General features: G+C 72.2%; 17 protein-coding genes. 13 read left to right on the top strand and 4 right to left on the bottom strand.

Annotation, left to right across the window (positions count from 1 at the left end; all coding sequences use genetic code 11):
• Positions 1 to 17 precede the first annotated feature (17 nt).
• A complete protein-coding gene (locus P2F65_RS15950; protein WP_275809915.1) occupies positions 18 to 2,183 on the bottom strand; it encodes an FG-GAP-like repeat-containing protein in 2,166 nt (721 codons plus the stop codon).
• A gap of 184 nt (positions 2,184 to 2,367) precedes the next feature.
• Between P2F65_RS15950 and P2F65_RS15945 the strand changes: the two genes are divergently transcribed.
• Both P2F65_RS15945 and P2F65_RS15940 read left to right on the top strand, forming a co-directional pair.
• Positions 2,368 to 3,534 carry an acyl-CoA dehydrogenase family protein gene (locus P2F65_RS15945; RefSeq protein WP_275809912.1) on the top strand — a complete coding sequence of 389 codons (1,167 nt, stop codon included), beginning with the start codon at positions 2,368 to 2,370 and terminating at the stop codon, positions 3,532 to 3,534.
• A gap of 174 nt (positions 3,535 to 3,708) precedes the next feature.
• Positions 3,709 to 5,016, top strand: coding sequence for an HNH endonuclease signature motif containing protein (locus P2F65_RS15940; protein ID WP_275809909.1), 1,308 nt, complete (start codon positions 3,709 to 3,711; stop codon positions 5,014 to 5,016).
• Between the two features lie 218 nt (positions 5,017 to 5,234).
• Here the strand turns inward: P2F65_RS15940 and P2F65_RS15935 are convergent, their stop codons facing one another.
• On the bottom strand, positions 5,235 to 6,371 hold the full coding sequence (locus P2F65_RS15935; protein WP_275809906.1) for an LCP family protein: 1,137 nt from the start codon (positions 6,369 to 6,371) through the stop codon (positions 5,235 to 5,237).
• A 116-nt stretch (positions 6,372 to 6,487) separates the two neighbouring features.
• Here P2F65_RS15935 and P2F65_RS15930 point away from each other — a divergent pair, with 116 nt between their 5' ends.
• From P2F65_RS15930 to P2F65_RS15880, 11 genes are all read left to right on the top strand, one after another.
• A complete protein-coding gene (locus P2F65_RS15930) occupies positions 6,488 to 8,026 on the top strand; it encodes an LCP family protein (RefSeq protein WP_275809904.1) in 1,539 nt (512 codons plus the stop codon).
• Positions 8,026 to 9,036, top strand: a complete 1,011-nt coding sequence (locus P2F65_RS15925; RefSeq protein ID WP_275809901.1) for a glycosyltransferase family 2 protein — start codon at positions 8,026 to 8,028, stop codon at positions 9,034 to 9,036. The genes P2F65_RS15930 and P2F65_RS15925 overlap by 1 nt, the downstream gene beginning before the upstream one ends.
• 136 nt (positions 9,037 to 9,172) lie before the next feature.
• The gene (locus tag P2F65_RS15920; RefSeq protein ID WP_275809899.1) at positions 9,173 to 12,652 is read left to right on the top strand and encodes a bifunctional glycosyltransferase/CDP-glycerol:glycerophosphate glycerophosphotransferase; all 3,480 of its coding nucleotides are present in this window, start codon (positions 9,173 to 9,175) and stop codon (positions 12,650 to 12,652) included.
• Positions 12,649 to 14,733 (top strand): DUF6077 domain-containing protein, encoded by a 2,085-nt coding sequence (locus tag P2F65_RS15915; protein ID WP_275809896.1) that lies wholly within the window; start codon positions 12,649 to 12,651, stop codon positions 14,731 to 14,733. Before P2F65_RS15920 ends, P2F65_RS15915 begins: the two co-directional genes overlap by 4 nt.
• Positions 14,734 to 15,035: 302 nt before the next feature.
• The gene (locus P2F65_RS15910) at positions 15,036 to 16,250 is read left to right on the top strand and encodes a glycosyltransferase (RefSeq protein WP_275809893.1); all 1,215 of its coding nucleotides are present in this window, start codon (positions 15,036 to 15,038) and stop codon (positions 16,248 to 16,250) included.
• A 136-nt stretch (positions 16,251 to 16,386) separates the two neighbouring features.
• Complete coding sequence (locus tag P2F65_RS15905; protein ID WP_275809890.1) at positions 16,387 to 17,196, top strand: ABC transporter permease; 810 nt, start codon at positions 16,387 to 16,389, stop codon at positions 17,194 to 17,196.
• On the top strand, positions 17,196 to 17,945 hold the full coding sequence (locus P2F65_RS15900) for an ABC transporter ATP-binding protein (RefSeq protein ID WP_275809887.1): 750 nt from the start codon (positions 17,196 to 17,198) through the stop codon (positions 17,943 to 17,945). The genes P2F65_RS15905 and P2F65_RS15900 overlap by 1 nt, the downstream gene beginning before the upstream one ends.
• Positions 17,942 to 19,990 carry a DUF5941 domain-containing protein gene (locus tag P2F65_RS15895; protein ID WP_275809884.1) on the top strand — a complete coding sequence of 683 codons (2,049 nt, stop codon included), beginning with the start codon at positions 17,942 to 17,944 and terminating at the stop codon, positions 19,988 to 19,990. Before P2F65_RS15900 ends, P2F65_RS15895 begins: the two co-directional genes overlap by 4 nt.
• Positions 19,987 to 20,802 carry a CDP-alcohol phosphatidyltransferase family protein gene (locus P2F65_RS15890; RefSeq protein WP_275809881.1) on the top strand — a complete coding sequence of 272 codons (816 nt, stop codon included), beginning with the start codon at positions 19,987 to 19,989 and terminating at the stop codon, positions 20,800 to 20,802. The genes P2F65_RS15895 and P2F65_RS15890 overlap by 4 nt, the downstream gene beginning before the upstream one ends.
• Before the next feature lie 29 nt (positions 20,803 to 20,831).
• Entirely contained in the window at positions 20,832 to 21,776 is a 945-nt protein-coding gene (locus P2F65_RS15885) for a glycosyltransferase (protein WP_275809878.1), read from the top strand.
• Positions 21,777 to 21,878: 102 nt separating this feature from the next.
• Positions 21,879 to 22,283 carry an adenylyltransferase/cytidyltransferase family protein gene (locus P2F65_RS15880; protein ID WP_275809875.1) on the top strand — a complete coding sequence of 135 codons (405 nt, stop codon included), beginning with the start codon at positions 21,879 to 21,881 and terminating at the stop codon, positions 22,281 to 22,283.
• Here P2F65_RS15880 and P2F65_RS15875 read toward each other — a convergent pair.
• Together P2F65_RS15875 and P2F65_RS15870 are read right to left on the bottom strand one after the other, a co-directional pair.
• On the bottom strand, positions 22,233 to 22,700 hold the full coding sequence (locus P2F65_RS15875) for a DUF2304 domain-containing protein (protein ID WP_275809872.1): 468 nt from the start codon (positions 22,698 to 22,700) through the stop codon (positions 22,233 to 22,235). The two genes, P2F65_RS15880 and P2F65_RS15875, sit on opposite strands and share 51 nt — an antisense overlap.
• Entirely contained in the window at positions 22,697 to 23,362 is a 666-nt protein-coding gene (locus P2F65_RS15870) for a glycosyltransferase family 2 protein (protein WP_275809868.1), read from the bottom strand. Before P2F65_RS15870 ends, P2F65_RS15875 begins: the two co-directional genes overlap by 4 nt.
• Positions 23,363 to 23,430 lie beyond the last annotated feature (68 nt).

Raw genomic sequence — 23,430 nt, 5'->3', positions numbered from 1 at the left:
GGCCCTCGGGTCTTCGTTCAGCTTGTCATGGCGTATCCGCTCCACCCGGTGCCGATCCGGCCCGACAGGTTTGATTCGAATCGGCCGTCGCCGATGACTCCGTAGGCGACAAGGTTGCCGTAGCGGTCACGGCCAAGGACGTTTAGGAGGGAACCGACGCTCTCGGGCGCCAGCAGGGCGCTGAAGCCGCCCCATCCCGAGCCGACCTTGCGACGGGGCTGGAAGGAGCCCCGGCCACTGTTCGGGTACAGCCACAGCACACCACTGCCGTCCCGCGCCAGCACGTCGGCGTCGTTGTCGTAATCGAAGTCTCCGGAGCCAAGGATCGCGGTCATGCCCTGCCAGCCGGTCCCGAGCTTCGTACGGGTGGTGAGACCACCACGGCCGGTACCTGGGTACAGCCAGAGAACCCCGTACTTGTCGCGGGCCAGCAGGTCGGCACGACTGTCCCCGTTGAAATCGCCGGTCCCGACGATGAGGTAGCCGCTCCAGCTAGTGCCGATCCTGACCCGTGCCGACACCCTCCCGCCGCCGAGGCCGTCATACCGCCAGAGCACCCCACTGGTGTCGCGGGTCACGATGTCGCCGCGACCATCGCCGGTGAGGTCACCGGCGGCGACGATGGCGTTGTAGATGTTCCACCCCGTGCCGACCTGCACCCGCGTGCCAAGGCGCGGGGCACCCGAGGAGAGGTCCTGCGTCATCGGGTAGACCCACTGCCGGCCCGAGTTGTCGCGGGCGAGGACGTCGGGGTTGGCGTCGCCGACGAAGTCCGAGGTGCCCGTGCTGAGCGGCTGGCGCACGTCGAACCCGTGGAAGCCGACCACCCTGGCGTCTCGCGGTGCGCCGATACCCGTCTGTTGCATCCCGTCGGCACCGAACGTGCCGCGCGTCACGGTGAAGGTGTTGTCGTCGGGGTTGCCCACGTCGTGCATGTCGACGTCCAGGATGTAGACGGTGCCGTCCTGCGCGACGCGCGGCTGCTCGAACCAGTGCGTGGTGCTTGTGTGCACCGTCCGGGCCAGGTCGCCCGTCAGCGTCCGGACAGTGAAGGTGGTGCCGTTCCCTTCAACGAACCACACGCGTCCGTCCGGAGCCACCTCAGGGTCACCGGCGTTCGCGGTGCCGGTGATCTCGGTGGCGGCACCTCCCGCGGCGGGCAGGTTGTAGAGGCCCGTGCCCGGCGCGAAACCCGCGGCCACGAGCTGTGCCCGTGATCGCCAGTCCGACTGCACCAATCCCTGGGAGCCGGCCACCACCCTGTCGGCGCCGGTGGCGACGGTCAGGACGTGCAGCTCCGGGTCGGTCGCGGCGCCCTGCGCGTCGAGGGCGTAGCGCGTGTAGACGATCTCCGAGCCGTCGGGCGACCACGCCGCCTCGGCGCCCACGAACCCGGCCGGCATGGCAAGTGACCTCACCGAGCGGCGGGTGCTGCCGGCGGCGTTCACCGACAGCTGCCACACGCCCGCGGCGTCCTGCCGGGTCGAGGCCACGAACCGGCCGTCGGGGGAAAAGGCAGGATCGACACCGGCGCGACCCACCGGCATCGCGTAGGAGTAGGCGTCCTGCTCCATCAGTCCCGGCGTGCCGGTCCCGCTCGCGGTGGCTCCGTAGACGGCGTCCACCTCGCCCCGCCCGTTCGGCGTGACCATGGTGACCCAGTCGCCGAGGCTGCAGATGAGCTCGTCGGAGTCGAGGCGGTAGGTCACGAAGCCGTGCGTGTTGGACGAAGCATCCATGAAGGACGTCTCGGTCGTCGAGCCCAGCTGACGCCAGGACCCGCCGTCACGCCGCGCGAGGATCGTGTAGTTGTCGCGCGCCATGTCGTTCCAGTGCAGCCAGACCCGGTCGTGGGTGGGCGTCCAGTCGAGCGCAAGCCCGGTGCAGTCACCGAGGTCGCCCGCCGCCTGCGGCTGAGCCGGTGTCGTGCCGTCACCGGCAGATGGGCCGGCGGTCGCTGAACCCGCCAGGTTTCGGGCCACGGGAGCGGGGGCTGGCTTTGGTGCCGAGTGGTCCGTCGTGCTCCCGTCGAGGAGGGCGTTGATGGCGCGCGTCTTCAGGTCCATGCCGTCGCGGTACGACGTCGACGCCGTAGCCTCGGCGACCGAGGTGGTGCCAGCGGCGAGCGAGGTCGCCACGAGGGCGGTCAGAACCAGGCGGGCAGGTCCGGGTGTGGTGGTCATGGTCCCCCAGGAGTGAGGCCGGCACACGCCGACGCGATGGAGCAGCAGTGGGCGAATCTAGCCGCGTACCGTCGCGAAGTGGGGCGATTCGCTCGGATCCCCCGAAAGGGGCTCGCCGAGGAGGTGGCGCGCGCCACACCTGCGAGGCTCTTCGGGACGGCATACCGGGAGGTAACCTGCGGCCGTGAGCACCGGAAACGCCGACTTCGACCTGTTCAAGACGTCCGAGGACCACGAGGCCCTGCGCGACGCGGTCCGCGCGGTGGCACGCGACAAGATCGCGCCGTTCGCCGCAGCGGTCGACGAGGAGGGGCGCTACCCCCAGGAGGCCCACGACGCCCTCGTCGCCTCCGACTTCTTCGCGCCGCACATCCCCGAGGAGTACGACGGCGTCGGGGCAGACGCGCTCGCGACCTGCATCGTCATCGAGGAGGTCGCCCGTGCGGACGCCTCCGCCTCGCTGATCCCGGCGGTCAACAAGCTGGGCACGATGCCGCTGCTCCTGGCGGCCTCGCAGGAGGTCAAGGCGAAGTACCTGCCGCCGGTGGCCCGGGGCGAGTCGACCTTCTCCTACGGCCTCTCCGAGCGGGAGGCCGGCTCGGACACCGCCGCGATGAAGACCCGCGCGCGCCGCGACGGCGACGACTGGGTGCTGAACGGGCAGAAGTCCTGGATCACCAACGCGGGCGTCTCCGACTACTACACCGTGCTGGCCGTCACCGACCCCGAGGGTCGTCGCGGCAACAACGTGAGCGCCTTCGTCGTCGAGAGGTCCGACGAGGGCTTCACCTTCGGCGAGAAGGAGCGCAAGCTCGGGATCAAGGGCTCCCCGACGCGCGAGCTGCACTTCGACAACGTGCGCCTGCCCGGCGACCGCATGGTCGGCGCGCCCGGCGAGGGCCTCAAGATCGCGCTGCGCACCCTCGACCACACCCGCGTCACCATCGGCGCGCAGGCGGTCGGCATCGCCCAGGGTGCGCTGGACTTCGCGCTCGACTACGTCAAGGAGCGCAAGCAGTTCGGCAAGGCCATCGCCGACTTCCAGGGCATCCAGTTCATGCTCGCCGACATGGCCATGGAGCTCGAGGCGGCGCGCCAGATGGTCTACGTCGCCGCGGCCAAGTCCGAGCGCGGTGACGCCGACCTGCCGTTCTTCGGTGCGGCCGCGAAGTGCCTCGCGTCCGACGTCGCCATGAAGGTGACCACCGACGCGGTGCAGCTGCTCGGCGGCTACGGCTACACCAAGGACTTCCCGGTCGAGCGCATGATGCGCGACGCGAAGATCACCCAGATCTACGAGGGCACCAACCAGGTGCAGCGCGTGGTGATGGCCCGCCAGCTCCTGAAGTAGGGGTTCCCCGGCCTCCTGTCCACAGGGCGGCTCGGATCGTCACACCGTCCACATGCGTTGATGTGCGCCTTGCGCACCGTGGCTCGGTATGCCGTCGGAAACCGTTGCGCGACAACGGTTTCCACTGGGCTCGGTCAAGCTGGGCTGTCGGTGGTCGCCTCTAGTGTGGTCGTCATGGAGGCGAAGCAGCAGCTGAGCATGGCGGAGTGTCGCGAGCGGCTCGCGGCTGCCCGGGCGGCGATGGCCTCCGTCGGTGCGGTGCTGTGGCAGGTGCCCTCGGGCGGCGGTCCGGAAGGCCTGGCCGGTCTGCTGTCGGAGGTCGATGCGCTCGGTGTGGCCTGCGGTACCGCGATGGTGGCGGTGGTCGGTGAGGCCATGGACCGGGGTGAGACCTCCGGCGGATCGGCGGCGATGTCGGTGACCCAGTGGGTGCGCCACCACGCGCCGTCGACCAGAGCCGGCGGCGCCGGGACCATCGTCAGCGTCGCGCAGGCCTTCCAGAAGCGGGTCAACGCCCCGGTGAAGGAGGCCTTCGACGCGGGCCGGTTGCCGGTGAGGTCCGCGGCGGCGGTCGTCTCGGAGGCGGACAAGCTGCGCCCGCTGCTGGCCGAGGGCGCCGAGCCCCACGTGCTCGAGGGCCTGGTCAGCATGGCCGAGCAGCACGGCCCGTCCGGGTGCCGGATGCTGCGTGACGCCCTGCTGGCCAGGTACGGACGCCACGGGGTGCTGCAGGACCAGCAGAACCTGGGCAAGTCCTTCATCTCCCTGTCCCAGCCGCGCGACACCGGCGCGGAGACGTTCGAGTACCGGCTCACCCTCGACGTCGAGGGCAAGGCAGTCCTGGAGGCCGCGCTGGGGCCGTTGTCGGCGCCGAAGCCGGTCGACGGGGAACGCGACCTACGCTCCAGCGACCGGCGCCGCGGCGACGCCCTGGTGACGTTGGTGCGGCGGGCGGTGGCGGCCGGGGGCGAGGTGGGCAGGACGAACAAGACCACCCTGCTGCTGACCATGGACTGGGAGTCCTTGCGCGACGGGCTGGGTGCGGCCACCACCCTGGGCGGGCTCGACGCCGGCACCCACCTCGCCCCGGAGACGGTGCGCCGGCTGTGCTGCGACGGCTCCGTCATCCCGATCGTCCTGGGCGGCCGGGGCGAGGTCATGGACTGGGGGCTGGACAAGCGGTACTTCAGCGACGCCCAGACCAAGCGGCTCTGGCTCCGCGACGGCGGCTGCACCTACCCCGGCTGCGACGCCCCGCCGCAGTGGACCGACGCCCACCACCTCGTGCACTGGGCAGATGCCGGCCCCTCGAACCTGGGCAACGCCGCCCTGCTGTGCGAGCGGCACCACACGGTCGTGCACAACCGCCGCCACGCCGGCCGGGTCGTCAACGACACCGACGGGGAACGGGTCGAGTGGGACCTCACCCGTGGCTCCTACGACGAGCTCCTCGCGAGACGCGCCGCGCAGGAACCAGCGTGACCCCGCCCCACACCCCGCCGACCATCGGCGGGGCAACACGCATGCCGCAGGCCCCTGAGGGGTGCAGGTGCTGACCTGCACCGGGACTCGTCCCGGGCTTGAAGACGGCGGAGGGTGGTGTACCGGCCACGCGGCATACCGCCCGTTGAGCTCGCAACACGAGGGAGGGGCGGTGCGCCGGCCACGCGGCATACCGCCCCTCGCACTGCTCGAGCGACTCAGCCCTCGGAGGGCTTGCCGTCGGTGCCGGGCGGCGGCTCCTCGAGCGGCTCGTCGTTGCGCAGCAGCGAGAACAGCGCCTTGGCGCGCTCGGTGTCCCACTTGACGGCGCTGCCCGCACTGGTCTGGTAGTTCTCGCTCTGGATCGGGACCACGAGGCTGAGGCCCTCGTCGCGGGAGACGGCACGCATCGCCAGCATGACCCGGCCGGCGTCGGTCATCGAGGTGTCCTCGCCGACGATGAGGCCCTCGGCGGAGGCGTGGGTGAAGCCCCAGTAGCGGGTGGGGATGAGGACGGTCGACGGGGTGGCCGCCTTCTTCATGATCGCGGCGAGGAACTGGCGCTGCCGGTCGGCGCGGCCGATGTCGCCGCGCGGGTCGGAGTAGCGGGCGCGCACGTAGCCGAGGGCGTTCTTGCCGTTCAGCGTCTGGCAGCCCTTCTTGAGGTTGATGCCGGCCTTCTTGTCGTTCATGTTGAACTTCACGCAGATGTCGACGCCGCCCAGGCTGTCGACCACCGAGGCGAACCCGGCGAAGCCGATCTCGACGTAGCCGTCGATGCGCAGGTCGGTGACCTGCTCGACGGTGTTGACCAGGAGCTTCGGGCCGCCGAAGGCGAAGGCGGCGTTGATCTTGTTGCTGCCCTTGCCCGGGATCGGCACGAAGGAGTCGCGCGGAAGGGAGATGAGGGCAGGCTTGCCGCCGCCCTCGGGCACGTGGACGAGGATGATCGAGTCGGTGCGGCGGCCCTCGGCACTGCCGGTGGCGTACTCCTTCTTCTGCTCGTCGGTCAGGCCCTCGCGGCTGTCGGACCCGACGAGCAGGTAGTTGTAGCCCTTGCCGTCAGCGGGCCGCTCGCCCGACGGTGCGGTGTCGACCTTGGTGACGTTGCTCCACGCGTGCAGCGGGGTGCCGACCATGAAGGCCAGCCAGCCGACGACGACGAGCGCGACGAGCCAGCCCCACCGCAGCCGACGGCGCGGACGCGAGGCCTTCGCCGGACGAGCGGGTGGTCGGCCGGCGCCGCGGCGGACGTCGACGGTGTAGACGTCGTCGTCCTCTGAGCTCATCGCTGCGCCGCGCCTGCCCTGGGGGAGGGGGCGGGCGTCGTCCGGCCGGGTGTCGCGGGGGGTCATGCGGACATGATCCTCGTCAGGCACGTCCCGTGCCAAAAAGGACGCATCCGACAAGGCCCGGAACGGCCCGCGCGCCTCAGGAGCCACAGCAGTCCCGTCCCCGATACTGGGCGACCATGAGTCGACCCCCTGCAGCGCTGGAGTGGGACGCCGAGGTGAGCGTCTACGTGTCGGGTCGGCCGGACCGCCGGCTCGCCGACCCGGAGTCCATGGGCCCGCGGACGCGCAGGCGGCGCGCCTTCGCCCTCGTCCTGCTCACCCTCGCCTTCCCCGGGAGCGCGCAGCTGGCCGCCGGCAGCCGCACTGTGGGCAGGGTGGCGGTGCGGTGCTGGCTGGGGCTGTGGGCGCTGGCCCTGTTCTTCGGCCTGCTCTTCCTCGTCAACCGCGGCTGGTTCCTCGGGCTGTTCGGCCGCGCGTGGTTCCTCACCGTGCTCCAGTGGGCCCTGCTCGGCTTCGCGCTGTTCTGGGGCGCGCTGTTCCTCGACGCGTGGCGGCTCGGCCAGCCGGGGCGGTTGGTCCTGCGTGCCAGGCGGTGGCTCACCGGGCTCACGGCCGGGCTCCTGGTCGTGACCTCGGGAGGGCTCGTCTACGCGGCCAGCAACGTGGCCGCCGGCAAGGACGCCCTGAACGCCCTGTTCAGCGGCAACCGGGCGGTGGAGCCCACCGACGGCCGATACAACATCCTGCTCCTCGGCGGCGACACCGGGAAGTCGCGGGTCGGGACGCGGCCCGACAGCATCCAGCTGGCCAGCATCGACGCCGAGACGGGCCGGGCGGTCGTGTTCGGCTTCTCGCGTGACATGGAGAACATCGACTTCCGGCCCGGCTCGGTCATGCAGCGGCTCATGCCGGAGGGCTGGAACTGCGGCGACGAGTGCCTGCTGAACGGCCTCTACACCTGGGCCGAGGACCACCGCGACCAGTTCCCGGCGGGAACCCAGAGTGCGGGCGTGCTGGCCACCCGGGAGGCCGTCGAGGCCGTGAGCGGCCTCGACGTGCACTACTACGCCATGGTCGACCTGCGCGGCTTCCGCAAGATGGTCGACGCCGTGGGCGGCCTCGACATCACGGTGCAGCGGCGGACCCCGATCGGCGGCGGCACCTCACCGGTCGTCGGGTGGATCGAGCCCGGCCGCCAGCACCTCGACGGCTACCGCGCCCTCTGGTACGCCCGGTCACGGCACGGCTCGACGAACTACGAGCGGATGGCCCGCCAGCGCTGCGTCATGACGGCGCTCGTCGACCAGGTCGACCCCCAGACCGTGCTCACCCGCTTCCCGAAGATCGCCGGGGCCAGCTCAGGGCTGGTCCGCACCGACCTCCCACAGTCGGAGCTGGGATACTTTGCCGACCTGGCCCTGAAGACCCGGACGCAGAAGATCAAGAGTGTGAATTTCGTGCCGCCCCTCATCAAGCCCTGGGACTACGACGCCGACTTCGTGCGCCGCACCGTGCGCTCGACCATCGCCGCCTCTGAGAAGTCCCCCGAGAAGCCGCGGACCAAGGCGACCGCTCGCCCGGCCGCGGCCGTCCCGCGGACGCCGAAGCCCACCGCGCCGGCAGCGACCTCCGCGCCGGCCAAGCCGGCGGCTGACCCCGCGACCGCGGGCGGCCAGGCCTCCGAGGCCGACCTGTCGGCGGTGTGCTCGAGCTGATGACCGACCCGACACCCCCCACGGGCGGGGCCGAGCCCACGCCTGCCCACTGGCCCAAGGTCGGCGTGGTGATGCCCATCCTCAACGAGGAGCGCCACCTCGAGGAGGCCGTCGCGGCCGTCCTCGGCCAGAGCTACCCCGGGCAGGTCGAGCTGGTGCTCGCCATCGGCCCGAGTCGCGACCGCACCGACGAGATCGCGCATGCGCTCGCCAAGCGGGACCCCCGGGTTCGCACCGTCCCCAGTCCCACGGGTCGCACGCCGGACTCGCTCAACGCGGCGCTGGCCGGCCTGTCCGACGACGTCGGCGTGGTCGTGCGGGTCGACGGACACGGGGTCCTCGACCACGACTACGTCCGCACGGCGTGGGAGCTCTTGCAGGAGACGGGCGCCGCCAACGTCGGGGGCCTCATGGACGCCGAGGGCGCCACGACGTTCGAGCGGGCGGTGGCAGCGGCGATGACCTCCCGGCTCGGCGTGGGCGCGGCACGGTTCCACACCGGGGGAGCGGCCGGGCCCGCCGACACCGTCTACCTCGGGGTGTTCCGCAGGGAGTGGCTCCAGCGCATGGGCGGCTACGACCCGCGCTTCGTCCGGGCGCAGGACTGGGAGCTCAACCACCGCATCCGCGAGGCCGGCGGCACCGTGTGGTTCTCGCCCCGCCTGCGGGTCTCGTACCGGCCACGGCCCACCCTCCCCGCCCTGGCGCGGCAGTACCGCGACTACGGCCGGTGGCGGCGCGTCGTCGCACGCACCCACAAGGGCACCATCAACCTGCGCTACCTCGCGCCACCGGTGGCGCTGCTCGGCGTGGCGGGCGGCCTCGTGGGCGGCTTCGTCTGGTGGCCCCTGTGGGCCGCGCCCGCGGCATACCTCGCGGTGACCACGGTCGGTGGGCTGGCCATCAAGGGCGACCTGACGCTGCGGGAGCGGCTGCTGCTGCCCGTCATCCTGCCGACGATGCACCTGTCGTGGGGGTGGGGGTTCCTCACCAGCAGGGTCCGCCTGTGACCACCTGCCGGGCTGCTCGATTACGGGTGGGCGGCCGCTCGTGGGAAGGTGGTCTCCGCGCGTCCCGACGGCTGCGGCCGGTCGGGCGCGCTGAGCACTGCCCGGAACCACCTGCAAGGAAAGGAGTCGCCCGCCGATGCCCCTGCTGAGCGTGGTCGTCCCCATCTACAACGTCAGCGACTACCTCGTGGCATGCCTGGAGTCCCTCGTCGCGCAGACCCTGGGCGACCTCGAGGTCATCCTGGTCGACGACGGGTCGACCGACGGCTCAGGGCAGATGGCGGACGAGTTCGCGGCCGGGCGACCGAGCTGGCGGGTCCTGCACGTCGACAACGGCGGCCTGGGCCGGGCTCGGAACATCGGGATGGACGCCTCCACGAGCGAGTTCGTGGCCTTCGTCGACTCCGACGACCTGATCCCGCGGGACGCCTACGAGCTGATGCTCCACGCGGTGCGCGAGAGCGGCTCGGACATCGTCTGCGGCGGCGTGCTGCGCTTCGACGGCGCCCGCACCTTCACCTCCCCGCTGCACCGGCGCGCGATCACGCGGACGCAGATGCGCACCCACATCCACCAGACGCCGTCGCTGGTCTTCGACTCCACGGCGTGGAACAAGGTCTACCGGCGGTCCTTCCTCGTGGAGCACGGGCTGCGGTTCCCCGAGGGCGTCTACTACGAGGACATCCCGCTGACGCTGCCGGCGCACTTCCTGGCCAAGTCCGTCGACGTGCTGGCCGACCCGGTCTACCTGTGGCGGGAGCGCCAGACGGCGGTGCTCTCGATCACCCAGCGCCGGGCCGAGACCAAGAACCTCGTCGACCGGATGGCCGCGGTGTCCTCCGTCGACGACTTCCTCACCGAGCGGGGCGACACAGCCGGCAAGGAGATCCACGACCGCAAGGTCCTCACCGTCGACATCCCGCTGTTCCTCGACGTGCTGCACGAGGGCACTGCGGAGTTCCAGGAGCAGGTCATCAGCCTGGTCGGGGACTACCTCCGTCGGGTGCCGGCCGCCAGCATCGCGCGGATGCCGCCGATCCGGCGGCTGCAGTACCACCTCATCCAGCGGGGGATGCTCAGCGAGCTCATCGAGCTCCACGAGTACTACCGCATCCCTGCCAACCGCGGTCTCTTCGTGCGCTCCGGCCTGCGCATGTACGCCGACCTGCCCTTCCGCAAGGACCCCGCGCTCGGGGTGCCGGACAGCGTGTACGACGTCACCCGTTCCCAACCCCTGCGGACCGGGGTGCGCGACGTCGCCTGGGAGGACGGCGACCTCGTGGTCGACGGCCACGCCTTCATCCACCGGGTCCCCGAGGCGACCCGGGCCTCGTCCCTGCGCCGCTTCCAGCTGCGCCGCCTCGACGGCGGGTCGGGCAGGCGCCAGTCCATCCCCGGCAAGCGCGTGCACCGGCCCGACCTCACCGCGCGCACGACCGGCGCCCTGCTGTCCTACGACGCGGCCGGCTTCCGGGTGCGGGTCCCCGCCCGCGCGCTCCGCCTCGAGCCGGGCGAGCAGCAGGGCCGGTTCGAGCTGCTGGCCCAGGTGGCGACCCCCGCGGCGCGCCGCGGCTCCAGCATCGGCAACCCAGACCTCGGTCCTGGCAGGCACCCCCGCCGATCGCTCGTCGCCCCCGGCCAGATCGCCATCCCGGGCTATGAGGGCCGGCGCCTCGTCGTCACGGTGCGCCGCGCCGAGGGGCTGCTCGAGTCGGTCGAGCACGTCGGGGATGCCGTGCGGTTCCGGGTGCGCGGTACCGATGGCCCGCTGCGCGACACCGGGCTCTACCTGCGCCGTACCGACGCCCTGACGGGGGTCATGGTGCCCCTGGTCGACGACGGCGAGTGCTCCACGGCGACGGTCAGCGCCGACGTGCTCGAGGTCCGTTCCTCCTCGCTCGGGGACCGCGAGTGGGTCGTCGAGCTGACGCGTGCTGACGCCCGGCCCGGGGACGGGCCCCGCAGCCCCCTCGACATGGCCCCGCAGATGGACGACGTGTTCATCACGATGCGCGGTCGCTCGATCGAGGTGCGCCAGAGCGCCGAGTACGGTGTCACCGTGCGTGACACCCGACCGGGACCGGTACTGACGTCCTTCGCGTGGCAGCCCGACGGGCTCTGCCTCGAGGGCGTCACCAACGGTCCGGTGCCCCGCTCCCTCTCACTGTCGTCGGGGTCCGGGACGACACACACCATTCCAGTGCACTCCGCTGGGGACACCTGGCGAGCCGTGGTGCCCGCCCTGGGCGAGCCGGGCTCGGCGTGCCTGCGCTGGCTCGCCCCGGGCCGGTGGTTCTGGAGCGTGACCACCGAGGACGAGGGTCAGCGCCAGCGCGCTGTGCGCTCCTCCAGCACTGCCGAGCACCGCTTGGGCGAGCAGGGCCGGGTCGACGGCCTGACCTACCTGATGCGCGCGAGCCCCGACCACGACCTGCAGCTCGCGGTCGACGCTTCCGGTGACTTCCGCGACCGTGGAGCCCTCCACCGGGAGCGCAACCGCAAGTACTTCTACCGGGTGCAGCGCCGTCTGCCCCTCGAGGACACCATCTTTTTCGAGTCGTGGAAGGGCAACCAGTACTCCGACAGCCCGCGGGCCGTCTTCGAGGAGCTCCAGCGCCGCGGGGACCCGCGTGAGTGCGTCTGGGCGGTGGCGAACCACGGGGTCGAGGTGCCCGAGGGGGTGGCCACCGTGGTGACGGGGAGCCGGGAGTACTACCGCCGGCTGGCCCGGGCGCGCTGGGTGGTCAGCAACGACTCCATGCCGGTCCACTACGTCAAGCGCAAGGGCAGCCGATACGCCCAGACGTGGCACGGCACGCCCCTGAAGCGCGTCGGCTTCGACATCGAGACCCTCCAGATGTCGAACAGAGACTACCTGAAGCAGTTCGCCAGGGACGTCGCCAAGTGGGACATCCTGGTCTCCCCGAACGCGTTCTCGACCGACATCCTGCGCCGCGCCTTCCGGTACGGCGGGGAGATCCTCGAGATCGGCTACCCGCGCAACGACATCTTCCACCGCCCCGAGCTGCGTGAGCAGCAGGCGGCGGCGACCCGGGCCCGGCTCGGCCTGCCCGAGGGCAAGCGCGTCATCCTCTACGCCCCCACGTGGCGCGACAACGACTACAGCGCCGCGGGCCGCTACCAGTTCACGATGAAGCTGGACCTCGAGCGGCTGCACCGGGCCTTCGGCGATGACAGCGTCCTGCTCATCCGTGGCCACCAGCTGGTGTCCTCCGGGATCGACTCCTCGATGTTCGGCGGCTTCGTCCGCAACGTGTCGGGCTATCCCGACATCCGCGACCTGTACCTGGTGGCCGACGTGCTCGTCACGGACTACTCGTCGGTGATGTTCGACTTCGTCAACACCGGCCGGCCCCTGCTGTTCTTCACCTGGGACCTCGAGGAGTACCGCGACAACCTGCGCGGGTTCTACTTCGACTTCGAGGCCGAGGCGCCCGGGCCGCTGCTGACCGAGACCAGCGGCGTGATCGACGCGCTGCAACGGCTCGACGCCGTCGGCCAGGAGTACGCCGAGCGGTACCAGGCCTTCCGCGACCGCTTCACCGGCCTCGAGGACGGGCGGTCCGCCGAGCGCTTCATCGAGAGGTTCCTGTGATCGCCGTCGACACGGTGTCCCCCCAGCAGTCGCTCGAGCCGAGCGAGGCCGGCCCGCTCTCCGACGGCCTCGTGCGTGCACTGGCCCTGCTCGAGCGGGGCACCCTCGCCCTGCTCGTGCTGGCTACCGTGGCCTTCGGCTCGTGGACCCTCGTCTACCAGGTCGCGCTCGTCACCGGCCTGCGTGCCACCTACGCGCTCGTGGGCACCCTCGTGCTCACGGCGGTGGTCGGGTATGCCGTCCTGCCGGCCTTCGCTCCCGGCGCGAGCCGCGACGTGGCCACGCGCCCCGGCTGGGCGGCCCTCGCCGTGGGGGCGTCCACCGCCCTCGTCGCCGGGGCCCTCGGCATGGCGGGTCGACGAGGCCTGATGATCGCGGTCGTCGTGGCGACCGCGGCCGCTTGGGTCGTCGTCCAGACCGTGGTCCGCCGCAGGGGTGGCGCAGCCGAGGCGGAGCCAGGCCGGCCCCGCACGGTCCTTCGACAGGGGCGGCCGGGGGAGGCAGGTCTGTGGCTGGTCGCGTGGTTCTGGGCCTTGGCATGCGCGGTCCTCACCGCTGTGACGGCCAAGCCCGACGGCGATGACGCCTACTTCGTCAACCTGGCAGAGTGGGTGGCCGACCGCGGAACCTTCCCGACCCGCGACACCATGCTGGGGGACGAGGTGTTCCCGGCCCTGAGGTCCCACAGTCCGCCGGTGCACTCGATCGAGGGGCTGTTCGGGGCGGTCGGCCACGTGGCGGGCATGCGGGGAGGGGTCGTCACCTACATCGTGGCGGCCCCGGCCCTGACCGCCCTCGCGGTCCTGACCCTGGCCTGGCTGGTGTCGCTGAGCCGGGTGCGGGTGGCCCCTTTGGCACTGTCGGCCGCTGTCGTCTTCCTGCTGGCCTCCGGGGGTTCTGGGGCGAGCTTCGGCAACTTCTTCGCCGTGCGAATCTGGCAGGGCAAGGCCACCCTCGCGAGCCTGGTCATCCCACTCGTCACCGCGGCGGCGATCGCCTACATCGGCAGGGGCGGCTGGCGCCGCCTGACCGTGCTCACCTTGGCGGTGGTCGGCACGGTCGGCGCAAGCAACACGGCGGTGTTCCTCGTGCCGGTTCTGCTCGGCGGCATCATCGTCGCGGCGTGGGTGCGCCGGGGTTTCCGTCGTGCTGCCGGCGCCGCCGCCACCCTCGCCTACCCGCTGCTCTGCGGGGTGTTGGTGCTGCTGCTCGCGCCCGACATCCCGGAACCGGTTGCCGCCGTCGAGACCGTATCGCGGCGGCCCCTCAACCCCCTGGTCGCGGTGCCAGGACGGCATGGGCTTTTCGTCATGACCATCGTCGCCGTGACGCTCGGCTGGGCGGGCCTGCGGTCCCGGGCCGCGCGCGCCGTCGCCGTCTGCGTCACCCTCGCAGCGGGGGTGGCCCTGCTGCCCCCGGTCACCGACGTGCTCGTGTCGGCCGCGGGCGTCGGGTCGGTGATCTGGCGGATGTGGTGGACCGTCCCCGTGCCGCTCCTGGTCGCCGGCGTCGTCGGCCTGGCCGCCGACGTGGTGCGCCGGCCGTTCCCCGTCACCGGCGCGCTCGGCCGCCTGGCGCCGGCCGTGCCGGTTGCGGCCGCCCTGGCCATGGCCCTCGTGCCGCTCGTGGGGGGCAAGTGGATCTGGACCACCGCCAACGGCGCCCGCTGGGTCTCCCCGCTGTCCTGGAAGGTTCCGGTGGGCGCCGAGGTCGAGGCACGCGGCGCCCTCGAGGTCTCGAAGGACGGCGACGTGGTGCTGGTCCCATGGGACGCCGCCCGCGTGCTCGCGGGCATGTCCGTGGACGTCCACCCGGTCTCTGCGCGCGGCATCTACCTGCCGGCCTACGCGGGGATCCCCGACGCCAAGGTCGATGAGCGCACCGAGCTGCAGAAGTTCGCGGACTCGCGCACGCCCCCGGCGCAGACGCTGCGCCCCCTCGTCGAGGCGCTGAGCGTCGACACCGCGTGCGTCTCCGACGAGCGGGGCAAGGCCGTCGACGCCCTCGAGGAGATCGGCTTCGAGGTGGTCTCCGAGCCGGGCGACCTGGTGTGCCTGCGTCGTCACGGTGGCGCCCCATGACAGATGGGGGCTCAACAGGCTGCGCTGATGACCTTATGTGTGACTCGATGACCAGCGCCGCCGTCCGGCGCGCAGGCGGGGCCCACCGGTCGGGCGACTGCGCAGCATCACCGGTCCCGTGAGGCCCCGGACCGGGCGACCACGTGCTGCTGTTCAGTGCGACCTCGCAGAGCTGCTTGTTCGGCCGCAACGCCTTGGCGCCGTGGCTGGAGAAGCACCTGGAGGGTCCCCCGCGCGGTGGGAGGTCCTCTACACCGCCGAGCACGACAACCTTGTCCTCTACCGAGTCCGGTGACTGCCCGATGACCCCTGAACCCGCCCCGCGCCACTCGTCCCCCCTCCTCAGCGTGGTGGTGGCCGTCTACAACGTCGAGCGCTGGCTGGCAGCCTGCCTCGGCTCCATCGAGGCCTCCGTGCTGGCGGGCACCGAGGTCATCGTCGTCGACGACGGGTCCACGGACGGCAGCGCAGCCATCTGCGACGGGTTCGCGGCCGGCAGGGACGGCTGGCGCGTGCTCCACCAGGCCAACGCCGGCCTCGGCGCGGCGCGCAACGCCGGGCTCGACGCGGCGACGGGCGAGTTCGTCGGCTTCGTCGACGGCGACGACGAGCTGCTGCCGGCGTATGCCGCGCTGCCCGCCCGCGCGCAGGCGGCGGGCGGTGACGTGGCGACCGGCGCGGTGCAGCGCCTCGAGGGTCGCCGCCGCTGGCCGTCCGGGCTGCACGCCCAGGCGCTGGCCGGAGTGGGGGAGCAGGCAACCCTCACCCAGCAGCCCTCCCTGCTCTACGACACCACCGCGTGGAACAAGGTCTACCGCCGGTCCTTCCTCGCCGACCGCGGCCTGCGCTTCCCCGAGGGCGTGCTCTACGAGGACCTGCCCGTGACCGTGCGGGCCCTGCACTTCGCGGGCACGGTGGAGTGCGTGCACGAGCCGGTCTACCTCTGGCGCGCACGGGAGGGGGAGCGGTCGATCACCCAGCGGCGCAACGAGCTGGGCAACCTCACCGACCGGTTCGCAGCCGTGCGCGACGTCGACCGGTTCCTCGAGGCCGAGGGGCTGCACGACCTGCGCGAGGCGCATGACGTCAAGGTCCTGCGACTCGACCTGCCGCTCTACACCTCGGCGCTGCCGGAGGCCGACGAGGCCTACCGCACGGCATACCTGTCGTTCTTCCGCCACCTCGCGGGCGGCCTCCCGTCGCAGCGCCGCCAGTCCCTGCCGCCGACCCTGCGGCTCTACGTCGAGCTCGCCGACGCAGGCCGGATGGACGACCTGGTGCGGGCGGTCCGCGCCCGCCGGGGTGAACGCGCGTGGGCCCAGGACGACCGCCGGCTGTTGCAGCGGGCCCGCGACGAGGTCGCCGCCTACCGGCTCGAGCACGAGCTGGGGCTGGCCGGGCTGCCCCAGATCGTGCGACACGCCGCGTCGCGGGCGGTCAAGTCGGTGCTGCCCCGCAGGGCCCGGGTCGCGCTCGCCACTCGGGGCTCGGGCAAGGGCGCCGGGAGGGCCCGCTGACCGGCTCGGCGGGCCGCGCCACCACCGCGGTCCGCCGCCGTCGCCGTGGCGTACCCTCGGACCTCGGACCTGGCGTGCGGGTGTCCCCCCGGATGCCGGACCGGCATGTGCCACGGCATACGACAGGCAAGGACGCATGAGACTGATCACCCGCACGCAGGCCATCACGGGCAGGCGGAGCGTGCTCTGGACCCTCGTCCTGCGCGACCTGCGCGTCCGCTACTCCCGCAGCGTGCTCGGCTACGTGTGGACCGTGCTCGACCCGCTGCTGATGTCGCTCATCTACTACCTGGTCTTCGTGCACATCTTCCGCCGTGACGACCTCGGGCACGAGCCGTACTTCCTGTTCCTCCTCGTCGGCCTGCTGTCGTGGCAGTGGTTCTCCGGCTGCCTGACGGACACGTCCCGGGCGCTCATCCAGGAGGCCAAGCTGGTCCGCTCCACCAACCTGCCCCGTGAGATGTGGGTGCTGCGCGTGGTGCTGTCCAAGGGCATCGAGTACCTGCTGTCGTTGCCGGTGCTGCTGGCCTTCCTCGTGCTCTACCTGGTGCAGGGCGTGGCCGAGCTCAACGGCTGGGTCGTCCTGCTCCCGCTGGGAATCCTGCTGCAGGGCGTCACGCTCGTGGGCATCGGCCTGCTCCTGGCCCCCGTGACGGCCCTGGTGACCGACATGCAGCGCGTCATCCGCATCGTCATCCGGATGCTCTTCTACGCGACGCCGGTGATCTACGCCAACCAGCTCGTGCCCGAGCCCTACGACAAGGTCGCCTGGCTCAACCCGCTGACGGGCATCCTCGAGCTCATGCGGGCCGGCTTCTTCTCCCACGACCAGTTCCCGATCGTCTGGGGCGCCGTGGCTGTGTCCGCAGTCCTGTCCGTGGTCCTCCTCCTGCTCGGTGTGGCGGTCTTCGGCCGGCTCGAGCGTGCCGTCCTGAAGGAGATCTGATGGCAGAGCCGGTCATCTCCGTCAACGGACTCGGGATCGAGTTCTACCGGTCGCGGCGGCGCCGTATGCAGCTGCGCGAGCTGCTCTTCCACGGACGCAGCGGAGCCCCCAAGGCGACCTTCTGGGCGCTGCGCGACGTCTCCTTCGACATCTACCCCGGCGAGGCGGTCGGCCTCGTGGGTGGCAACGGCGGTGGCAAGAGCACCCTGCTGAAGATGATCGCCGGCGTGCTGCTGCCCGACGAGGGGTCGGTGCGGGTCGACGGCGGCGTGGCGCCGCTCATCGAGCTCACCGGCGGCTTCGTCGGCGAGCTCTCGGCGCGCGACAACATCTACCTCACGGCCGGCCTGCACGGGCTGAGCAGGGCACAGGTCGACGAGCGCTTCGACGAGATCGTCGACTTCGCCGGCCGGGAGGTGCGCGAGGGGCTCGACACGCCGTACCGGCACTTCTCGTCGGGCATGAAGGTGCGCCTCGGCTTCGCCGTCATCACGACGTTGGACGAGCCGATCATCCTCGTCGACGAGGTGCTCGCCGTCGGTGACCGCGCCTTCCGGGAGAAGTGCTACCAGCGGATGGAGTCGCTGCTCGCGCAGGGCCGCACGCTCTTCCTCGTGTCCCACTCCGAGAACGACCTCAAGCGGTTCAGCACGCGCGGCCTTTACCTGCGCAAGGGTCGCCTGATGATGGACGGCCCGATGCTCGAGGTGCTCGACCGCTACAACGCCGACATGGACGCCGGGGCGTGACCGCGTCGGCAGCCCCCTCGGCAGGTCCCTCGGTGGGCAACGAGGCGTCCCGGGCCGTCCACGGCTACACCGCGGGAGCCGACGTCGTGCTGCTCGGCGCGGGCGGCGCGGGTGGCGCGGGCGTGGCGGCATCGCTCGCCGGCCTCGGGCTCGGCGAGCGCCCGGTGCACCTCACCGGGTCGCTGCCGGAGCTGCTGCGGTCACTCGCAGAGGTGCTCTGCGCCGGCGAGGCCGCCCCTGCCGTCGTGGCCGCCGCCGACCTCGACATCTCCGGCGTGGCGCTCCTCGACCTGCTCGACCGCCCCGGCGTGCGAACCGCGGCGCTCGTGGCCGACCCCTTCGCGGTCGCCGAGGGCCGGGACGAGGCGGCCCGCGTGCGGGTCGGGGGCGACGGCCGGCTGGTCGAGTCGGTCGGCACGGCCGCCCACGCGGTCAGCGACCCCACCCACGCGCTCCCGGGGGTGCTGCGGATCGCCGCCGGCGACCGGGCCGAGGCGACCCGGCTGCTGCGTGAGGCAGCCGGCCACGCCGGCCCGGCCTGGGGCAGCGACGCTCTGGCCGTCGTGCTGCTCGTGCTCGTCCGGGGCGGGATGCCCGTGCAGGCGTCCGGGCTCGGGCCCTTCGACTGGTCCCGCGGGGCGGTGCGCGCGAAGGGGGCGGCGGGCGACCCGTGGCGGCAGCGCCTGCGCGGGGCGTCCCGCGGTGGTGACGGCTTCTTCTCCACGTTCGCCGTGCGCCCCCTCTCGCGGCGGCTGACCGCGGTCGGGCTGGCACACGGGTGGACGCCCAACGGGGTGACCGTGGTCTCCCTGGTGCTCGGGCTCGTGGCGGCCGGCCTGGTGGCCACGGGGGCCTGGTGGGCGTGGGTCGTCGCGGCCGTCCTGCTGCTCGCGGCGCTCGTGGTCGACTGCGTCGACGGCGAGATCGCCCGGTTCACGCGCAGGTTCAGCCCCCTGGGCGCCTTCCTTGACGCGGTCGGCGACCGCGTCAAGGAGTATGCCGTCGTGGCGGCGGTCGCCGCCGTGGCCGTGCGCGAGGGGGAGCCGGGCTGGCCGCTGGCGGTCGCGGTGCTGGCCGCGGTGACGGTGCGCCACCTCGAGGACTACGCCTACGAGCACCGGCTGGGCTTCGCCCGGCGCAGCAACCCCGTCGTCCTGCCCGTGGACGAGGCCGGAGATGGCGGCCCAGCCGGTGCGAGGGGCACCCTCCCCGAGCCGGCCGGGCGGCGGGCGCGGGCGGTGCACTGGGCCAAGAAGGTCGTCCACCTGCCCATCGCCGAGCGCTACCTGCTCATCGCGCTCACGCTGCTCACCCGCCGACCGATGCTGGTCCTGTGGACCCTGCTCGTCGCGGTGGTGGTGGCCGTGCTCTGGACCCAGGGCGGCCGGGTGGTGCGGGTGCTCGTGCGCCGCGACCCGTCCTGGTTCGCGGTCACGCCGGGCAGCGGCCCGGGGCACCTCGACCACCAGCTCGACCTCGGACCCGTCGCCCGCCTGGCCGGCCGCCTGGGGCGTGCCACCTTCCCCGTCGGACTGGCCGGGGCGGGCGTCCTCACCCTCCTGGTCCCGCTGGCCCTGTGGTTCGACTCCGTCGGGGCGGCCCTCGCGCTCGCCCTCGTCGGCAGCGCCCTCGTCGGGCTGGGGTGGCAGAGCCCTGTGCACCACCCCCTCGGGTGGCAGGCGCCGGCGGCGCTGTGGGTCGCCGAGGTGCTCGTGGTGGGCCTGGTGGTCCACCACGTCGTCGGTGTCATGAGCGCCGCCGCCTACGCGTACCTGAGCGCCGTGGCCTACCACCGCTACGACGTCGTCTACCGGCTCCGCGACACCGGCACGCCTCCTGCCCCGTGGCTGACGTGGGCCGGGGGCGGGACCGACGGGCGGCTCATCGTGGTGCTGCTGCTCGCCCTCCTCGCCCCGGGGGCGGTCGTCCCCGTGCTGTGGGCGCTCGCGCTGCTGCTGGCCGCGCTCTACCTCGGCGAGTCGATCCGGGGCTGGCGGACGTGGATCGCCGGTCAGCGCACCGCTCGGGCAGGGGTGCAGGCGTGAGCTCCCCGGCGCACGACCCGACGGACAACCACCCCGGCCTCGCCCAGCTGCGGGCGGTCGCCCAGCCGCCGGAGCACATCGCGCGCTACAACGCCGAGCACTGGGCCGGTGCGCTGTACATCCGCCACCTGAGCATCTACGCGACCAGGGCCCTGCTGCCCACGGGCATCAGCCCCAACGGGGTGACCTGGCTGATGGTCGCGGTCGGCGTGCTGGGCGCCTTCGCCCTGCCCCTGCCGGGACTGGTCGGGCCGCTGCTGTGCGCCCTGGCGATGCAGGTGCAGATCCTCCTCGACTGCAGCGACGGCGAGGTCGCCCGCTGGCGGCAGCGCTTCTCGCCGGCCGGCATCTACCTCGACCGGATCGGCCACTACGCGACGGAGGCGGCCATCCCCGTGGCGCTCGGGCTGCGCGCCGACGCCTGGTCGGCCACGGACCCGCTGCGGGTCGGCGGCTGGACGGTGCTCGGCCTGCTCGTCGCGGTCGTCGTGCTCATGAACAAGGCGTTCACCGACCTCGTGCACGTGGCGCGGGCCAAGGCCGGGCGACCGCCACTCGAGGACGTCGCCGCCACGACGCGCTCGAAGGTCTCGGGCCTGGCCGCCGTCCGGCGGGCCATGGGGTACCTGCCGGTCTTCCGGGCCTTCGTCGCCGTCGAGGCCTCGCTCCTGGCGCTGGCGGCAGGGCTGGTGGACGTCGTGCGGGGCGACCTGCTGGGCACCCAGGTGCTCGTCGTGGTGATGGTGCCGCTGGCGCTCGTGACCGCCGGGGGGCACCTGGTCGGCGTGCTCACCAGCTCGAGGCTCGACTGATGGCGGGAGCCGGCCCCCGGAATCGCGTCGTGCAGTGGGCCCAGGAGCACGGCGAGGTCGGCGGAGTGCTCACCAGCCACACCCAGCTGACCGCGCAGCTGCGGGCCGAGGGCAGCGAGGTGCTCTACGTCGACACCGGCTCGGCTCGCCGGGCACTCGGCGCCCTGCCGAGGCTCTGGCAGCGGCCGGCGGTCCACCTGTTCCACATCACCCGGCTCTGGAGGGCCATCCTCCTCGCCCCGGTCTTCGCCCTCCAGCGCGGGCGCACCGTGCTGGTCCTGCACTCGGGGTCGGTCGCGGGGCAGCTCGCGTCGATGGGCCGCGTCCGGGCGGCCCTGCTGCGGGTGTCCCTGGCGGCCTACGACGAGGTGTGGGCGGTCAACGAGGAGATCGGCCGGCTCCTTCCTCCCGGCTCGCGGGTGGTGCGGGTGGTGACACCGTTCGCCGTCGAGCCCGCGGCGGGAGAGGGGCCGCAGCGGACCGGCCACCTCATCAGCCTGGCGACGAACGCGGGCCTGCCGCACTACAACGCCGAGCTCGGGGTCGAGGCAGTGCGGCGGGTGCGCGAGGTGTGGCCCGACGCCACCCTGCGGATCCTCGCCTACGGCCACGACGGCGACGCGATGGCGCGCCTGCGGTCCGCCGTCTCCCCCCTCGACTGGGTGGAGCTCAGCTTCGACGCCGGCCCGGCCGAGGTGCGCGCGGTGCTGGAGCAGTCGGCCGTCTTCCTCAGGCCCACCAGCTGGGACGGCGACTCCGTGGTCGTCCGCGAGGCCCTCGCCCTCGGCGCCCGCGTGGTCGCCTCCGACGTGGCGGCGCGTCCGGCCGGGGTGGAGCTGGCCGCGCTCGACGCCGCCGCCCTCGCCGAGGCCGTGGTGCACGGCGGACGCCGGAGCGCCGGCGAGGGGCTGGCCACCACCGGCCTCCTGGAGGCGGTCCACGGCGCGGTGGCCGCGATGCTGCCCTCAGCGTGACCGGACGGTAGCCTCTCGGCACGAGAACGTGCCACCGCGCACGGACAACGGCCCCGAGGGGCCCGGCACAAGGTCTCGCACCGGCATACCCAAGGAGCATTGGTGAGCACTCGCACCGTCATCACGTTCGGCACGTTCGACGTGCTGCACGTCGGCCACATCCGAGTCCTCAAGCGAGCCGCGGAGTTCGGCGACCGCCTCGTCGTCGGTGTCTCGGCGGACGAGCTGAACATCAAGAAGAAGGGCCGGGCACCGGTCTTCGACCAGGACGAGCGGCTCGAGATCCTCAGCAGCCTGAAGATGGTCGACGAGGTGTTCCTCGAGGAGTCGCTGGAGAAGAAGCGCGACTACATCGTCGAGCACAACGCGCAGGTCCTCGTCATGGGCGACGACTGGGCCGGGAAGTTCGACTGGGTCTCCGACGTCTGTGAGGTCGTCTACCTGCCGCGGACACCGTCAGTCTCGACCACGGGGCTGATCGAGCACATCGCCAAGATCTCCCGCTGACCCCTCCGGTGCACCCGGCGCGGCAGGCCCGCCGGCACCGGTGGGGCCGGTGGGGCCGGTCGCAGGGGAGCCCGGCGACGGGTAGTCGCGCTCGGCCTCGTCGAGGGCCAGGCGCCGCGCGAGCTTCGTGTACCGCGTCTCGATCTCCCGGAACCGCAGGTAGGTGGTCACCGTGAAGCTGAGGAAGGCCACCACCAGCGCGTACAGCACCATGTCGGTGCCTCGACCAACACCCACGAGGCCGGCAATCCGGTTCCACACGGTGGGGAAAAGGATCGACACGACGGCGAACCCGGCGAAGAGCAGCAGGCCGAGGCGCCGGATCGCCTGGGAACGGGCGCCCCGGGAGCGGAACAGCCTGGCCACAACGGCGACCACGACGATGATCAGCAGGACCTGGATGAGCAGGATCTTCATCTCAGGATCAACTCCACGAGGATGTTGACGGCGTTCCAGAGGGACTGGCCCTTGGCTCGAGAGTAGTCGGTGTACAGCACGTGGACCGGGGACTCCCCGTAGCGGATGCCGAGGCCGCCGATCTGCGCGACCAGCTCTGACGCGTGCGCCATGCGGTTCTGCGTGATCGACAGGCGCGAGACCACGTCGCGCGAGATCAGCCGCAGGCCGTTGTGCGCGTCGGTGAGCTTCGTGCGGGTGGTCAGGTTGGTGTAGGCGACGGCCATCCGCAGCACGAGCCGCTTCAGGGCGCCGGCCTCCGTGCGCTTGTCGAGGAAGCGGGAGCCGAAGACCACGTCGAGGTCCTCGGCCCTGGCCTTCTTGAGCATCGCGACGACGTCGGAGACCTGGTGCTGGCCGTCGGCGTCGAAGGTCACGACCCAGCGCATGTCGGGCCGGGACAGCGCGTACGCGAAGCCGGTCTGGAGGGCGGCGCCCTGGCCGAGGTTGACCGGGTGACGCACCACCACGGCCCCGGCGGCATGTGCCGCGGCGGCCGATCCGTCGCTGCTGCCGTCGTCCACACAGACGACGTTCGGGCACGTCGCGAGGACGTCGCGCACTACTTCCGCGATGACCTGTTCCTCGTTGAACAGGGGGATCACGAACCACGTGTCGTGCACGGGTTCCTCCTCTGAATGGCTGATGACCGCAGCAAGTGTATGGGGACGCAGAGGTCACAAAACGGTCG

This window comes from Knoellia sp. p5-6-4, from assembly GCF_029222705.1.
Classification (GTDB): Bacteria; Actinomycetota; Actinomycetes; order Actinomycetales; family Dermatophilaceae; genus Pedococcus_A.
Note: the sequence above shows the minus strand (reverse complement) of the source record. Positions and strands in the feature narration are given on the sequence as shown.

Bases quoted from the DNA above. Each gene is read 5' to 3' on its own strand.
- P2F65_RS15930 (WP_275809904.1), top strand. From the start codon at position 6,488: ATGAGTCGACCCCCTGCAGCGCTGGAGTGGGACGCCGAGGTGAGCGTC.
- P2F65_RS15875 (WP_275809872.1), bottom strand. From the start codon at position 22,700: ATGAAGATCCTGCTCATCCAGGTCCTGCTGATCATCGTCGTGGTCGCC.
- P2F65_RS15920 (WP_275809899.1), top strand. From the start codon at position 9,173: ATGCCCCTGCTGAGCGTGGTCGTCCCCATCTACAACGTCAGCGACTAC.
- P2F65_RS15950 (WP_275809915.1), bottom strand. From the start codon at position 2,183: ATGACCACCACACCCGGACCTGCCCGCCTGGTTCTGACCGCCCTCGTG.
- P2F65_RS15925 (WP_275809901.1), top strand. From the start codon at position 8,026: ATGACCGACCCGACACCCCCCACGGGCGGGGCCGAGCCCACGCCTGCC.
- P2F65_RS15905 (WP_275809890.1), top strand. From the start codon at position 16,387: ATGAGACTGATCACCCGCACGCAGGCCATCACGGGCAGGCGGAGCGTG.
- P2F65_RS15935 (WP_275809906.1), bottom strand. From the start codon at position 6,371: ATGACCCCCCGCGACACCCGGCCGGACGACGCCCGCCCCCTCCCCCAG.
- P2F65_RS15900 (WP_275809887.1), top strand. From the start codon at position 17,196: ATGGCAGAGCCGGTCATCTCCGTCAACGGACTCGGGATCGAGTTCTAC.
- P2F65_RS15940 (WP_275809909.1), top strand. From the start codon at position 3,709: ATGGAGGCGAAGCAGCAGCTGAGCATGGCGGAGTGTCGCGAGCGGCTC.
- P2F65_RS15910 (WP_275809893.1), top strand. From the start codon at position 15,036: ATGACCCCTGAACCCGCCCCGCGCCACTCGTCCCCCCTCCTCAGCGTG.